Origin of the sequence: Halioglobus sp. Uisw_031 (genome assembly GCF_047729875.1) — a bacterium.
Lineage (GTDB): Bacteria > Pseudomonadota > Gammaproteobacteria > Pseudomonadales > Halieaceae > Marimicrobium.
Window position 1 is genome coordinate 458,979 of record NZ_CP159826.1, and the last position, 14,490, is coordinate 473,468.

14 protein-coding genes are annotated in these 14,490 nt (G+C 53.5%); 9 read left to right on the forward strand and 5 right to left on the reverse strand.

The window, feature by feature from the left end:
- Positions 1-63: 63 nt before the first annotated feature.
- Positions 64-1,092, forward strand: a complete 1,029-nt coding sequence (locus tag ABXT62_RS02065; RefSeq protein ID WP_415356894.1) for an aldo/keto reductase — start codon at positions 64-66, stop codon at positions 1,090-1,092.
- Positions 1,093-1,194: 102 nt separating this feature from the next.
- Here ABXT62_RS02065 and ABXT62_RS02070 read toward each other — a convergent pair whose 3' ends face one another.
- From ABXT62_RS02070 to ABXT62_RS02085, 4 genes are all read right to left on the reverse strand, one after another.
- The gene (locus ABXT62_RS02070; RefSeq protein ID WP_415356895.1) at positions 1,195-1,680 is read right to left on the reverse strand and encodes a glutathione peroxidase; all 486 of its coding nucleotides are present in this window, start codon (positions 1,678-1,680) and stop codon (positions 1,195-1,197) included.
- Positions 1,681-1,704: 24 nt separating this feature from the next.
- A complete protein-coding gene (locus ABXT62_RS02075) occupies positions 1,705-2,886 on the reverse strand; it encodes a fatty acid desaturase (RefSeq protein ID WP_415356896.1) in 1,182 nt (393 codons plus the stop codon).
- A gap of 386 nt (positions 2,887-3,272) precedes the next feature.
- A complete protein-coding gene (locus ABXT62_RS02080) occupies positions 3,273-4,616 on the reverse strand; it encodes a glutamine synthetase family protein (protein ID WP_415356897.1) in 1,344 nt (447 codons plus the stop codon).
- Positions 4,617-4,759: 143 nt separating this feature from the next.
- A complete protein-coding gene (locus ABXT62_RS02085) occupies positions 4,760-5,560 on the reverse strand; it encodes a helix-turn-helix transcriptional regulator (protein ID WP_415356898.1) in 801 nt (266 codons plus the stop codon).
- 291 nt (positions 5,561-5,851) lie between these two features.
- On the opposite strand from ABXT62_RS02085, the gene ABXT62_RS02090 reads away from it, so the two are divergent.
- Positions 5,852-6,850 carry an AraC family transcriptional regulator ligand-binding domain-containing protein gene (locus ABXT62_RS02090; RefSeq protein ID WP_415356899.1) on the forward strand — a complete coding sequence of 333 codons (999 nt, stop codon included), beginning with the start codon at positions 5,852-5,854 and terminating at the stop codon, positions 6,848-6,850.
- Here ABXT62_RS02090 and ABXT62_RS02095 read toward each other — a convergent pair.
- Positions 6,847-8,556: a proline--tRNA ligase gene (locus ABXT62_RS02095; protein ID WP_415356900.1), complete on the reverse strand. Its 1,710-nt coding sequence runs from the start codon at positions 8,554-8,556 to the stop codon at positions 6,847-6,849. The two genes, ABXT62_RS02090 and ABXT62_RS02095, sit on opposite strands and share 4 nt — an antisense overlap.
- A 344-nt stretch (positions 8,557-8,900) precedes the next feature.
- Here ABXT62_RS02095 and ABXT62_RS02100 point away from each other — a divergent pair, with 344 nt between their 5' ends.
- From ABXT62_RS02100 to ybgC, 7 genes are all read left to right on the forward strand, one after another.
- On the forward strand, positions 8,901-9,284 hold the full coding sequence (locus tag ABXT62_RS02100) for an HU family DNA-binding protein (RefSeq protein WP_415356901.1): 384 nt from the start codon (positions 8,901-8,903) through the stop codon (positions 9,282-9,284).
- A 191-nt stretch (positions 9,285-9,475) separates the two neighbouring features.
- On the forward strand, positions 9,476-9,817 hold the full coding sequence (locus ABXT62_RS02105) for an FmdB family zinc ribbon protein (protein WP_415356902.1): 342 nt from the start codon (positions 9,476-9,478) through the stop codon (positions 9,815-9,817).
- A 50-nt stretch (positions 9,818-9,867) separates the two neighbouring features.
- Positions 9,868-11,652 (forward strand): aspartate--tRNA ligase, encoded by a 1,785-nt coding sequence (aspS, locus tag ABXT62_RS02110; RefSeq protein WP_415356903.1) that lies wholly within the window; start codon positions 9,868-9,870, stop codon positions 11,650-11,652.
- Between the two features lie 181 nt (positions 11,653-11,833).
- The gene (ruvC, locus tag ABXT62_RS02115; RefSeq protein ID WP_415356904.1) at positions 11,834-12,352 is read left to right on the forward strand and encodes a crossover junction endodeoxyribonuclease RuvC; all 519 of its coding nucleotides are present in this window, start codon (positions 11,834-11,836) and stop codon (positions 12,350-12,352) included.
- Between the two features lie 15 nt (positions 12,353-12,367).
- Positions 12,368-12,985 (forward strand): Holliday junction branch migration protein RuvA, encoded by a 618-nt coding sequence (ruvA, locus tag ABXT62_RS02120; RefSeq protein ID WP_415356905.1) that lies wholly within the window; start codon positions 12,368-12,370, stop codon positions 12,983-12,985.
- A gap of 10 nt (positions 12,986-12,995) precedes the next feature.
- Positions 12,996-14,057, forward strand: a complete 1,062-nt coding sequence (gene ruvB, locus ABXT62_RS02125) for a Holliday junction branch migration DNA helicase RuvB (protein ID WP_415356906.1) — start codon at positions 12,996-12,998, stop codon at positions 14,055-14,057.
- Positions 14,057-14,476, forward strand: a complete 420-nt coding sequence (ybgC, locus tag ABXT62_RS02130; RefSeq protein WP_415356907.1) for a tol-pal system-associated acyl-CoA thioesterase — start codon at positions 14,057-14,059, stop codon at positions 14,474-14,476. The genes ruvB and ybgC overlap by 1 nt, the downstream gene beginning before the upstream one ends.
- Positions 14,477-14,490: the final 14 nt, after the last annotated feature.

The following is a 14,490-nucleotide window of genomic DNA, read 5'->3' on the forward strand; positions in this document are numbered from 1 at the left end:
GGCAAAAGTACTGCCGTCTTGTGATACTGGTAATCCTCTCGATCTTGCGCGGAGACGCACCTTATGCTCAAACCTGTTCAACTCGGCAACAGCGGCTTACATGTATCCCAGCTCTGTCTAGGGACTATGAACTTCGGCGTACCCGGACAGGGTCATCAGGGTAGCTGGACGCTAGATATTGATGACTCCAGAGAGATATTTCGTGCTGCCATAGACCTTGGCCTGTTCTATTTTGACTGTGCGAATTTTTATGGTATCGGTGCCTGCGAAGAGGTGATTGGCAAGCTGCTGCGCGAGATGTTACCCCGTGACGAGTATGTGCTCACCACCAAGGTTGCGATGCCTATGGGTAGCAATGCCAACATGTCTGGCCTCTCGCGCAAGCATATTATTGAGGGTATGGACCGCAGTCTGCAGCGGCTGGGTGTGGATTATGTCGACCAACTTATTATTCACCGTCATCCTCACGGTATGCCCTGGCATGTGGCGGTGCCGATAGAGGAAACGCTGGGTGCGTTGAATGATCTGGTAAAGGCCGGCAAGGTTCTCTATCTGGGCGGTTCGTCTATGTTCGCTTGGCAATTTGCCGAGTTACAGATGACAGCTGAGCGTCATGGCTGGGCCAAATTTATTTCCATGCAAAATCATTACAATCTGATCTATCGTGAAGAAGAGAGGGAGATGAACCCTTACTGTGTGCAATCGGGCGTTGGTCTGACGCCCTGGTCACCCTTGGCACGCGGTATTCTTGCCGGGTCCTATAAAGGTGGCTTAGATGGTGGCACTACCAAGCGTTCATCGGGTGCCGATATGGATCGGACCTTGGCCCTCTATCGTGGCGAGAACGATTTTAAGATTGCGCAAAGAGTCATTGAGACGGCGGAAAAGTATGGTAAAGCGCCCGCGCAAATTGCGCTAGCGTGGCTGCTTAGCAAGCCCGGTGTTTGCGCGCCGGTCGTGGGCGTCAGCAAAGTCTCTCAGCTTGTCGGGCTGGTTGAGGCAACCGACATTGTGCTGGGACCGGACGATATCGATTACCTTGAAGAGCTCTATCGGCCATTAGATAATCTGCTGACCTTGGGTATGTCCTAAGGGGCATACCCGCTATGTTCGTTCTGCCCGGGTCAAGTGTGACTAATAATAAACCGCACTGCGCGCGGCTGCTACGCGTAACTCGGGAGTGCTCATGGGCACTTAGGCGAGCAATTTTTCGATGTCTTTCGCAATAGCCTTGGGGGTGTCTTTGGGCGCGTAACGCTTTACAACGTTGCCGGAGGCGTCGATTAAAAACTTGGTGAAGTTCCATTTGATGCCCTCGCTACCCAGCACCCCGGGGGCTGATTTTTTGAGGTGTTTGAACAGGGGGTCAGCGTCTGCCCCATTGACTTCTACTTTGCCAAACATGGGAAAGCTCACGCCGTAGTTAAGCTGGCAGAATTCCATAATCTCGCCGTTGCTGCCTGGGTCCTGTTTGCCGAATTGGTTGCAGGGAAAACCTAGAATTTCCAGTCCCTTGTCTTTGTATGTCGCATACATCTCTTCGAGTCCTGCAAATTGTGGTGTGAAGCCACATTTGGACGCAGTATTGACGACTAGCAGAACTTTGCCTTTGTAATCTTCGAGAGATTTGTCTTTGCCCTGTGGCGTTTGACAGCTGAAATCGTAAACGGTATTCGTCATGGTAGTTCCTCTGGTGTGGAATGATCAGGCCATTTGTGCCTGATGAAAATTTACCTGCTCCATCAATAGGCTAATACGCTTGCGTTGCATTTTAAGCGAATATTCCAAGGTTTTAAGCTTGGTCAGCAGTGCTGCGTGCTCCCATTTTTGTTGGAGGTGCAGTTTCCCTTCTTCTAGGACATCGCTCAGCTGTTCTTTTGTGCGCTCATAGCGTTCCGCTTGCAGAACTGTCCATTCGTTGATGGAGTTGGTGAATAATTGATACTCGCGTTCCAATAAGTCTTGCAGCGAGTCACTGTCTTGTGACGCATTCAGCTTATTGCGTGCTCGCTCGAAGGCAGTGTCTAAAATGACGCGCTGAATCTTAAAATCGGAGACCCGGTTTAGGTTGCTCGCCAGTCCCAGATATTGGCATAGGGCAATCATCCACTTGGTCGGGTCCCATTGCCACCAACGAATGCCATTGCGATAGTCAGTCTGGAACATGTGATGATAGTTATGGTAACCCTCGCCGTAGGTGAGGAAGGCGAGAAAGCCATTGTCTCGTGCGCTGTTGGTTTCGGTATAGGGTCGGCTCCCCCAATAGTGAGCCAGGGAATTAATGAAAAAGGTCACGTGATGGTTCACCACCAAACGCAGCAGCCCGACCAGTAACAACGTGCCGATCACATCGCCGTGCCAGAAGCCTAAAAGTAATGGCAGACCTAGGTTCATGAAGAGGGTGAGTGGAATATAGTGCTTGTGTTGCCAGGTGACGACCGGGTCACGAAGTAAATCCTTGGCGTTACTAAAGTCCGGCGTATCGGTGTTGTACTCGCGCAGCATCCAGCCAATGTGACTAAACCACAACCCGCGTCCGGCCGAGTAGGGATCACGTTCATTGTCATCGATATGGCGGTGGTGTCTGCGGTGGTCTGAGGCCCAGATCAAAATGCTGTTTTGCAGTGCCCCTGCTCCCCAGAACGCAAAGAACCACTTGAGCGCAGGACTCGCTTCATAGGCTTTGTGAGCCCATAGTCGATGGAAGCCTCCGGTGATAGATAAGCCGTTTAAGTAGAGGAAGGCAAGCGCCCACAACCACTGAAAAGCGTCATAGCCTTTATAACCCCCCCATAGGGGCACCAGAATCAGGGCCGCGATAGGGAAGCCTAGGAAAATGACGACGTTCACCAGATTCAGTGTCGGTTTTGTTGTGTTTTTGATCATGGGGTTATCAGGTCTCCATTTGGCCTGCACATCGTAAACGGACTAATTTTTGGGTAATAAAAGTGTTCCGCTTCTCACCGCCGGCCAGTCTACAGTATCACGTAGTTTCTTTCACACTTGCTGAATATGGACTAATAGACTCAGCTTGTTTTTTTGAGCGTAATCATTCGACACCCCCTGCGTCTAGGTTGTTCAGTGGATCGAGTGTTTCACAAATTCGCCAGTCGCACGCCAGAGGGCGCGGAGCGACTCATTGAGGCGCAGGGAGCATCTTCATCCGACGTGCTAAAGCGAGGTTGCTGTATAGGGTTTAGAGGGTGTAAGTGGCCTTTTGTTCCGCAGATGGCTTCTGTTTATGCGCCTTCCGTGCTGCGGCTGTGTCTGTTCTAAAGTTTTTCGAGGTAGGACTGATACTCCAGAGGGGTGATACGTTTGCGGAACTCTTCCACTTCCTGCTGCTTGGTGAGGGTGTAAATACGCTGTAACTCGCTTCCAAGACTGTCGCGAATAAACTCTGATTCGCTGAACAGGTTTACCGCATCGGGCATGTAAACGGGCAGCTTCGCGACTTCCTGAGCGTAGCCATCGCCGCTAGTGGGGTCGCCCGGCGACAAGTTCTGTTCAATGCCATCCAGCATTGCAGACAGTAACACTGCGAACAACAAGTATGGGTTGGCATCTGCCCCGGCAACCCGGTGCTCCAGTCTTCGGGCCGCGGGGTTGCCGGCCGGCACACGTATCGCTACTGTCCGGTTTTCATAGCCCCAGCAGGGGTAGGTGGGTGCATGGAAGCCCGGCTGAAAACGCCGGTAACCGTTAAAGCTGGGAGTAAAAACAGCGACTGAATCTGCCATGTTCAATAAGCAGCCAGCAATGGCGTTGTGAAGCAAGGGCGAGCCCTTTTCAGTGCCATCGTCGAAAATATTGACCCCGTTCTCATCCAGCACGCTGCAATGTACATGCAACCCATTGCCCGCCTCATTTTCAAAGGGCTTGGGCATAAAGCTGGCGATCAGGTCGTGTTTGGCGGCTACGCCCTTGATCAGGCGCTTCATCATGAGGATTTGTTTCGCCGCAAGCACCGGGTTATCAACGTGCTGCATGTTGATTTCGTACTGTGATGGGGCCGACTCCTTCGCGACCCCGTCGAACGGGATATCCTGGACTTCGCATGCCAATCGCAGATCTTCCAGCATCGCCTGGTGATGATTGAGTACATCCAGGTCATAGGTGTTGCCACCGACGGGAAATCCCCCGAGGGGAGCGGGGCAGGTGTGCAGAGGCAAGGAGTCGTCGAATCGGACCAGGCTGAACTCCAGTTCAGCCGCAACCACTGGCCGCCAGCCTACTTGCTGGTACCGCGCGAGGACCTTTTTTAGCACATGGCGTGGATCGCCGCTGTAGGGTGAGCCATCGGCGTTGAACATGGAGAGCATGATCTGTCCGTGCTGGCCGCCAGCGGCCCAGGGCGTTGGCAAGAGGGACCCTTCTACTGGACGACAGATGCCATCGGCATCCCCGCTGGCGAAGACTAGCTGCTCAACGTCGCGGCCCCATATATCGAGGCTGAGAGCAGTTTTGGGCAGTTTTAACTCCCCCTCGAAGATTTTTTTCAGTTTGTGGCGGGGTACCCACTTGCCCCGCATAATCCCATTGCAGTCGGGGAGCAGCGCTTCGATGGTTGTGATTTCAGGGTGAGCCCGCCGGAACCAATCGGCTTCAAGTGACATCTATTTAAAGTCCATGTGTTCGGTGAGGCTCCACTATCTAGGGTTTAGCCGATAGACTCAATACCCCACCTTGGGCAACCGCCCGAGTTGGAGGTCATCAGGCACTTGATGCAGAGCCACATTTGGACCGAGCCACGCGGTATTCAGCGGGGCGACATATAGATGCTGAGTGGATCTTTGCCCTCAGCCTGGCCTAAGCAGGACATTGAGTTGAGAAACAAGGAGAAGAGATCAGTCTGGGAACTCACATCCAGTTTGCGGTAGATACTCTTCCGGTGCCGACGAACAGTTTCGACCGCAATTTTTAGTCGCTCAGCAGAAATGCCCGTGCCGTAGCCGCGCAGCATAAGCTCCAGCACATCCTTTTCCCGAGGAGACAGCAGCGATTCTCCAAACGTGCGAAAAGCGAGATCAATCTGATGATCAATGCCCGGCTGGATCAGGTTGGTTGCTGCAAAGTCGCTGTTTTCAGTGTGACTTTTGATAAGCTCGGATACCGGTTCCGCCAGTAGATACAGGGACTCGTAATCTTTGTCGGTGAACGGACCGCGCTCGGGTAGGCGCATAATGCTCAGGTTGATGACATTGCCCGCCTGTAATTTGGAAAGGTATACCACCTCATCGCAGGTGCCAGTGTCAGAATAGTAATTGAGATAGTAATCAGAGTCCTGCAGCTTGCCCATTGTAACCCGCGACAGGCGGTAAATCTTGGCGCGAGGTTGGTTCATAGACGTTTGATAGAACGGGTCCTCCCGGTAAGGTCCCTCCAGGTACTGATCAATCTGGGAGGCGATCGCATGCTGGGGTATACCGTGAAACAGCACTCTGGGAGGCAGATCTTTGTGGTACAGCCAAACTTGGGGGTAATCGACTTTGACCTGCCCGTCGATGGCATCGATCAGCGCAGGGAAAAATTGCTCGGTACCCAGGGCAGCGATAGCCATGGAAATATCCCGATTCCATTTGCTCAGTTGAGCGATATCTGTCATAAGGCCTTAAGATACGGACATAACAACATTTTTGCTACTCAGTTGTCAGGCACCGCGGGGTTGTCAAACTCATGGGTCAAGTAATCATCCTGCAAGGGACTTCCGCTAGGTCGTGGTGTCGTCATCACCGCTCACTGAGTTCACCTTTGACGTCATGTTGCGCTATGCTGTGCAGTCGGTCCGGAGGCTACCTGTGTTATGTCCATAGAAAGGGTTAATTCAGCGTTGTACAAAAAGGCAGTGCCCATGGAGTTCACAAGGGCGCTGCTTGCGCAGGCGCGGGCCTACAACTGCGATGTTGAGGGCATTTTACGGGCCGCAGGGTTTCCATTCGACCCACTGCGTCAGGATGTGCAGACCGTCCTTGTGTCGCGAGAACAGTATTCGCGACTGTGTTTGGCCGTAATTCGAGAGCTCGGTGATGAATCGGGTGGTGTGATGCCTGACGTGCAAACCCCGATTGGGACCACACGTCTGATCGCGCTCAGCATGATCAATAGTTCTAATCTGTTATCCGCCCTGCATCGTGGCATTGAGTTTAATGGGGTATGCCGAGTGCGTCAGGGTGCTGACGTTATCAATCGGTTGACCGTTGATCATGAGCGCAAAGAGGCCACCCTGACCTATCTTTCTCAAAATGACACCAAGCAGTTCCAGCACAGCGTTCTCTGTAATCTGGCTATTTGGCTACGATTTGGTGGCTGGTTGATCGATCAGCGCATCGATGTGACTAGCGCTACCTGCGCCGGTCCGAAGCCGAAATTTCTGGCCGGGATGCGCCATTTTTTCCCCTGCCCGGTGGAATATGGCCAGACTGTCAATTCAGTGACCTTCAGCGCTCGCCACTTAGATGCTGAACTGGTTCGCGATGAGAAGGCCCTCGAGCAATTTCTGAAGCTTGCGCCCTATTACATGATTATCGAGCCCCTGCTCAGCACTTTCAGTATCACGCATCGCATCCGAGGTATTCTTGGCGACGACTTTCGACAGGAGATGCCCAGCTTTGAGGGTTTGACGGTGCTATTGAATATGTCAGCGCGCACACTGCGCCGCCGTCTGGATAAAGAGGGTACCTCTTACCAGCGCATTAAAGATAATGCTCGACGCGATGTGGCCATCTCAATGTTAAGCCGTGATCGACTGACCGTCAGTGAAGTGGCAGAGCAGGTCGGCTTCTCCGATCCGAGTGCGTTTCACCGTTCTTTCAAGAAATGGACAGGGGAATCTCCGGGCTCGTACCGCTAGTGTATTCGCTCTCGTAGGAAGTCGAGAATTTCATCCTTTGCAATGAGCTCGGACGCTTCCCCACACCGGCTTTTATATTCGATATTGCCATCCGCGAGTGCGCGATCGGCTATCACGATGCGATGCGGGATGCCGATGAGCTCCATATCGGCGAACTTGACTCCTGGCCGTTCGTTGCGATCATCCAGCAGCACTTCCACGCCGGCCGCCTGAAGTTGCTGATAGAGGTCTTCGGCGCACCGCGCAACATCTTCTGACTTATGCATATTCAGTGGCACAATCGCCAACTGGAAAGGTGCCATGCTGTCAGGCCAGATGATGCCATTGTCGTCGTGGTTTTGCTCGATGGCGGATGCCACGATTCGGCTTACCCCAATGCCATAGCAGCCCATGGTTATCGTGACATTTTTACCGTTTTCGTTCAGCACCTGGGCATTCATGGCCTCGCTGTATTTGGTGCCTAGCTGGAATATATGACCGACCTCGATGCCGCGCATGATCTCCAGGTGACCCTTCCCGTCGGGACTCGGATCTCCGGCCACTACATTGCGCAGGTCTGCAATCGATCCAGAGGGGCAGTCCCGATCCCAGTTGACGCCTGTGAGATGAACGTCATCCGTGTTGGCGCCGCAGGTAAAGCTCGCCAGTTGCGCTGCGCTGCGATCGACAATGATCGGCAGTTCTAGCCCTGCAGGGCCTAGCGAGCCAAAGCCCGTTCCACATGTGGCGCGCACCTGTTCTTCGTTTGCCATGTGCAGTGGGACAGCGACGTCGGGAAGCCTTTCTGCCTTAATAGTGTTCAGTTGGTGGTCTCCCCGAAGGACCAGGGCCACTAACGAACCCTCCTCTTTACCGTCGACAATGAGTGTTTTAACACTAGCGGCGGGGTCAATCGACAGGAGTATCGACAGTTCCTCGATCGTCCTGACGCCGGGAGTAGACACTCTTTGCAGAGCCGCTGTCGGCTGCGGGCGCTCGACTGGGGAGGCAAGGGCTTCAGCCATTTCCACATTAGCGGCATAGTCACTAGTGTCGCTAAACGCGATGGCGTCCTCGCCAGAACTTGCCAGCACATGGAACTCGTGTGAAGTGCTGCCACCAATACTGCCACTATCGGCGATTACCGGACGAAATTTCAGTCCTAGTCGGGTGAAAATAGTGGTGTAGGCGTCAAACATGACCTGATAAGTCTGCTCCAGCGATGTTTGGTCAATATGGAACGAGTACGCATCCTTCATTAAAAACTCGCGGGAGCGCATGATACCGAAGCGGGGCCGAATCTCATCCCGAACCTTAGTCTGTATCTGATAAAAGTTAAGGGGCAGCTGTTTGTAGCTCTTGATTTCGTCACTTACCAGGCGGGTAATGACCTCTTCATGGGTAGGGCCGAGGCAAAACTCGCGCTGATGGCGATCTCGAACGCGCAGGAGCTCCGGACCATATTCCTCCCAGCGCCCCGATTCCTGCCATAACTCGGCGGGCTGTAGCACCGGCATGCTCACTTCTTGTGCCCCAGCGGCATCCATTTCCTGACGAACAATGCACTCTACTTTGCGCAAAACGCGCAGACCTAGGGGTAGCCAGGTGTAGAGTCCCGCGGCTAATTTTCGAATCAGTCCAGCGCGAAGCATCAGCTGGTGGCTGATAACCTCCGCATCGGTAGGTGTTTCTTTTTGAGTTGCTATCAGGAATTGACTGGTGCGCATGAAAATATCCGGTGATTAGGCTTCTTGCAGAACACCTAGTTTACGTCTGAATAAGATAAGCGTACAGCGTTGCATTCAGGGTGTTTTTTTTGGCATGGGTTGAGATATTTATCTTGAGTGCGAGTCCGCACTTTTATGATGCGTATTTGTTTCTTAAGGGCTTAAAGAGCTAAAAACATAGCTTATTTTGGCGCAATCGAAGAAAACACTTGTATTGCAGCGTTTCATGTTTTATATATTCGGTTGTGGCTTGTGACCGCGCTGTTTTCGTGAAACTAGGAAACGCATAGTCTGAGTTTTTTGGGAGAATTTCATTTCATCTTTTAGGGAAGGTAGAAAATAAAATGGCGACTAAAAAAGCAGTAAAAAAGGCTCCAAAAAAAGCAGCACCCGCAGTTAAAAAAGTGGGTCCGGCGATTCAAGCGAAAATGACCAAAAGTCAGATTGTTGCAAGCTTGGCTGAGAGCACCGGCTTGACTAAAAAGCAGGTCGGTTCGGTCATGGATGAGTATGACACTCTGATCCAGCGTAGTCTCAAGAAGCGTTCAGTGGGTGAGTTTACTGTGCCTGGCATGATGAAAATCACCACCGTGAGCAAACCCGCTAAAAAAGCACGCAAAGGCATCAATCCTTTCACCAAGGAAGAACAGATGTTTAAAGCCAAGCCCGCGAGCATTGGCGTAAAGGTTCGTCCGCTGAAAAAGATGAAGGAATTCGCCGGTTCCTAGGTAGATCTATAGCCAGCTTGCTGTGGCGAGCTGGCTAGTACGTCCTTTCTCATCGCACTTGCCCTGTGTTGGTCTCTTCTGACGCTCTATTTTGCCCACCCCTGCGCTTGGCCTGCCAGCTCGCATGGGTTAAAATGCCCGCCTCAAATTATTACGTCACTTCGCGATTTAACCATTGATGGGACCGCTCCATGCCGATTTATGAGTATCAGTGTCAGGCTTGTCAGAATCAAATAGAGGCTTTGCAGAAGATTAGCGACACGCCTTTGCTTGACTGCCCGCAGTGCGGTGAGGCGTCTTTGAAAAAGAAGGTATCTGCAGCTGCTTTTCGCCTCAAGGGCAGTGGTTGGTACGAAACTGACTTCAAGACAGGGAATAAGAAAAACCTGGTAGGTGGCGGTGACGGCGGTGACGGCGGTGGCGGGAGCGCCGGCAACGCTGGTGCCGGTGCCGGAGATAAGTCCGCCTCGTCCGACTCTGGCTCGACCAAATCCAGTGAGAGTAAATCGGGTGATAGTAAAAAGACAGCCTAATTCCTGGCCCATTGTGGGTCCGGCCAGCTAATCCATACGGAATCCAGATTATGCGCAGTCATTATTGTGGCGCTTTGAGCACAGATAATATTGATGAAACGGTTACTTTGTGCGGTTGGGTGGATCGGCGCCGGGATCATGGCGGTGTCATTTTTCTTGATTTGCGTGACCAGCGGGGCATTGTGCAGGTGGTATATGACCCCGACACGGATGAACATTTTCAGCGTGCCGACCGTGTTCGTAGCGAATATGTCCTCAAAGTGACTGGGCGGGTGCGGGCGCGTTCCGATGCCACCGTGAATTCGGCCATGTGCACAGGCGAGATAGAAGTACTGGGCAAGGAACTGGAAATTCTCAATACCGCTGCGACGCCGCCCTTCCAATTAGATGAATACACAAATGTCGGTGAAGACGTGCGCCTGCAGTACCGATATATGGACCTGCGCCGGCAGCAAATGCAGGACCGCCTGATTTTGCGCTCCAGAATCACTAGCGCAGTGCGAGGCTTCCTCGACGGCGAGGGGTTTCTGGATATTGAAACACCGATTCTCACGCGGGCGACGCCTGAGGGCGCTCGTGACTATCTGGTGCCTAGCCGCACTCATCCGGGTCAGTTCTTTGCTTTGCCGCAGTCACCTCAATTGTTCAAGCAGTTGTTAATGGTGGCGGGTTTCGATCGCTATTATCAGGTTGCCAAATGCTTTCGGGACGAGGACCTGCGCGCCGATCGGCAGCCTGAGTTTACCCAGATTGATATCGAAACGGCCTTTTTAGGCGAACAAGAGATTATGGCCATTACTGAGCGCATGATTCGCGAATTGTTCCAGGCTGTACTGGAAGTCGATTTGCCTGCGTTTCCCCACATTAGCTATGCGGAAGCCATGGAGCGCTATGGTTCGGACAAGCCCGATCTGCGTATCCCGCTGGAACTGGTCAGCGTGGATGACCTGATGCAGCAGGTCGAGTTTAAAGTGTTTCGCGGGCCGGCAGATGACCCCGAAGGAAGAGTTGCGGCGCTGAAAGTGACTGGCGGAGCGTCTATCAGTCGCAAAGAAATCGACGCCTACACCCAATATGTGTCCATCTACGGCGCCCGTGGGCTTGCTTGGATTAAGGTCAATGACATTGGGGCGGGGGTGGCGGGTCTGCAATCTCCTATTCTGAAATTCATGCCTGATGACGTCGTCGCACAGATGATGGAACGGCTAGGTGCTGCCGATGGCGATATCATTTTCTTTGGAGCTGATCGAGCGCGGGTGGTCAATGAGGCCCTTGGGGCTTTGCGAATCAAGGTTGCCGAAGATCAGGGCTTAGTGGCTGAGGGATGGGCGCCGGTGTGGGTTGTGGATTTCCCCATGTTTGAAAAGGATGCCAATGGTGCTTGGACGTCGCTACATCACCCCTTTACCGCACCCGCTTGCGACGCAAAGCAGCTCGCGGCCAGCCCGGGCGAGGCGCTATCTCGCGCCTATGACATGGTGTTAAACGGCTGTGAACTCGGTGGTGGCAGCATCCGTATCCATAAGCATGAGATGCAGCAGGCGGTATTTCGCATTCTGAATATCGATGAGGCAGAGGCTGAGGAAAAATTCGGGTTCCTACTGAACGCGTTACAGTATGGCGCGCCGCCTCATGGGGGGTTGGCATTTGGTTTGGACCGGCTGGTAATGTTGATGACGGGCGCCAAGTCTATTCGTGATGTGATCGCTTTCCCGAAGACCCAGAGTGCGGCCTGCGTCATGACCCGCGCGCCCGGGGATGTCAGTGCTGAGCAGTTGAAAGAGCTGAATATCAGACTGCGCCAGAGCCGCGAAGCCATCGAGAAGGCAGAATAGGTTACCTCTCTCTATAAAAAGGCAGGGCGTTTCACTCCGCGGCCGTGGTCCCCGTGTCTTAAGTAGGACATGGCGGGAGTTCATTCATTAGGCCTCGGCTGCAAAATCATATGTTCTGCCTACAGACCAACCCCGCAAACTTGTCCATAATGGTAGCCTGAAGTATCTGGCGGAAATTGGCATGTCGCTTATCCTAGGGATCGACCCTGGCTCACGTAAAACAGGCTTTGGCATTATCAGTTATGTGTCCGGGCGCAGCGAGTACATTACCAGTGGGGTGATTCGCTTGTCCGGGGATGAATTGCCGGAGCGACTGCGGGTCATTTTTGACAGTGTGACTGAACTGGTTGAATTGCATTGCCCACAGGAACTGGCGATCGAGCAGGTATTTATGGCGAAAAACGCCGGCTCCGCGCTAAAACTGGGGCAGGCGCGTGGTGCTGCGATTGTGGCCTGTGCCGTGCAGGATATGATAGTTGCGGAGTACTCGGCTCGCCAGATCAAGCAGTCGGTAGTCGGAACCGGGGCGGCAGACAAAGAGCAGGTGCAGCACATGGTTAAGGTCTTGCTCAGATTGCCATCGGCGCCGCAGGAAGATGCAGCGGATGCGCTGGCCGCAGCGCTGTGTCACGCGCATACACAACAAAGTATGATCAATATGGCCGGCGCCAAGTCTGTGCGCCGACGTCGAATACGCTGACAGGACTCCCACCGGATGATAGGTAGAATCAGAGGACGTCTCGTCCATAAGCAGGCCCCAGCCATTCTGGTGGAAGTGGGGGGTGTCGGCTATGAATTGCAGGTTCCCATGACGACGTTGTTCCAGTTGCCAGAGTTGGACTCGGAGGTGTCGCTGCTCACACATTTTGTGGTTCGCGAAGATGCCCAGCTGCTCTACGGCTTCATTGACGATAGAGACCGGAGTCTGTTTCGCCAGTTGATCAAGGTCAGTGGCGTTGGCCCCAAGCTGGCGCTGACAATTTTGTCGGGAATGGATGCGCAAAGCTTTGCTCACTGTGTGCAGCGTGATGATATTTCTTCTCTTACGGCATTGCCCGGTGTTGGCAAGAAGACAGCAGAGCGTCTGTTGATTGAGATGCGCGACAAACTCAAGGAATGGCTGGTCCGTGCGCAGGATGAGCAGGGTGAGGAGAGCCGCGGCGCCTCCCTGGCTCCCTTCACGGATATCGTTGCCGACGCCGAAGGCGCTTTGATTACTCTGGGTTATAAACCGCAGGAGGCCAGTCGCATGGTGTCAGTTGTTAACGATGATAGTGTGGTTAGCAGCGAGGAGCTGATACGTCGTGCTCTGAAATCCATGGTGAAAGTGTGAGGCCAGTCGCATGATTGAAACGGACCGCCTGATTGCGGCACAGACTGATAGCCCGCGCGAAGACGTCATAGACCGAGCGATTCGCCCCAAAACGCTCGACGAGTATGTCGGTCAGCAGGTTGTGAAGGAGCAAATGAGCATTTTTCTGCAGGCGGCTAAAGGCCGCGGAGAGCCTTTGGATCATACCTTGATATTTGGTCCTCCGGGTCTGGGCAAAACGACCTTGGCCAGCATCATCGCTCAGGAGATGGGCGTTTCGCTTAAAACAACCTCCGGCCCGGTGTTAGAGAAGGCCGGCGATATTGCCGCCTTGATGACGAATCTCGAACCCGGAGACGTGCTGTTTATCGATGAAATCCACCGTCTTAGCCCGCTGGTGGAAGAGATACTGTATCCCGCGATGGAAGATTATCAGCTGGACATAATGATAGGTGAGGGCCCGGCGGCCCGCTCGATAAAGCTGGATTTGCCACCGTTCACGCTGGTGGGAGCCACGACCCGGGCAGGACTGTTGACCTCTCCTTTGCGGGACCGATTCGGTATTGTTCAGCGGTTGGAGTTTTACGAGGTGGCAGACCTTGCGCTTATCGTGCAGCGCTCTGCGCAGATACTGGATATTGGTATCGATGCCGCAGGTGCGACCGAGATAGCCTGCCGTTCCCGTGGCACTCCGCGAATTGCCAACAGGTTGCTGCGCCGGGTGCGGGATTATGCCGAGGTGAAAGCGGATGGTTATATCACTAACGAGATTGCCGATCGCGCCCTAGACATGCTCAGCGTGGATCAGAAGGGTTTTGACCATCTAGACCGCAGGCTGTTATTGGCACTCATCGAAAAGTTTGATGGTGGCCCGGTGGGTGTAGACAGTCTGGCTGCCGCAATCTCTGAAGAGCGTGGCACAATCGAGGATGTGCTGGAGCCGTACTTGATCCAGCAGGGCTTCATGCTGCGCACGCCTCGTGGTCGCATGGCGACGCGCAGTGCCTACCTGCATTTCGGTTTGCCCGGTTCTCCCAGTGCCACCGTGGGTGGCACTCTGCCTCCGGCTGCGGAAGAGAGTGGCGAGTCCTAGTGGGCACAACGGAATTTTCACATCAGTTGCGGGTCTACATTGAGGACACCGATGCGGGCGGCATTGTATATTACGTCAATTACCTCAAGTTTATGGAGCGAGCTCGCACAGAATTTATGCGATCACTCGGCTACGGAACGGGTTATATTTTCAGTTCGGATCTAATGTTTGTGGTGTGCGATGTGGCGGTTACCTACAATCTGCCGGCGCGTTTGGATGATGAGCTGGAGGTTACCGCTAGCGTCGTTCAAGTGCGCGGAGCCGCTCTGGTGTTTCAGCAGACTGTGCGTCGCCGCGATGAGTTGCTGGCGCGCGGCGAGGTGACTGTCGCCTGTGTAGATCGGTCCAGTGTCAAGCCGCGTCGACTCCCGACGGAGATGGCGACGCAATTGCGGGCGATGGAACAAAAAGAAGCGTAAATTTAAGGGAGCAC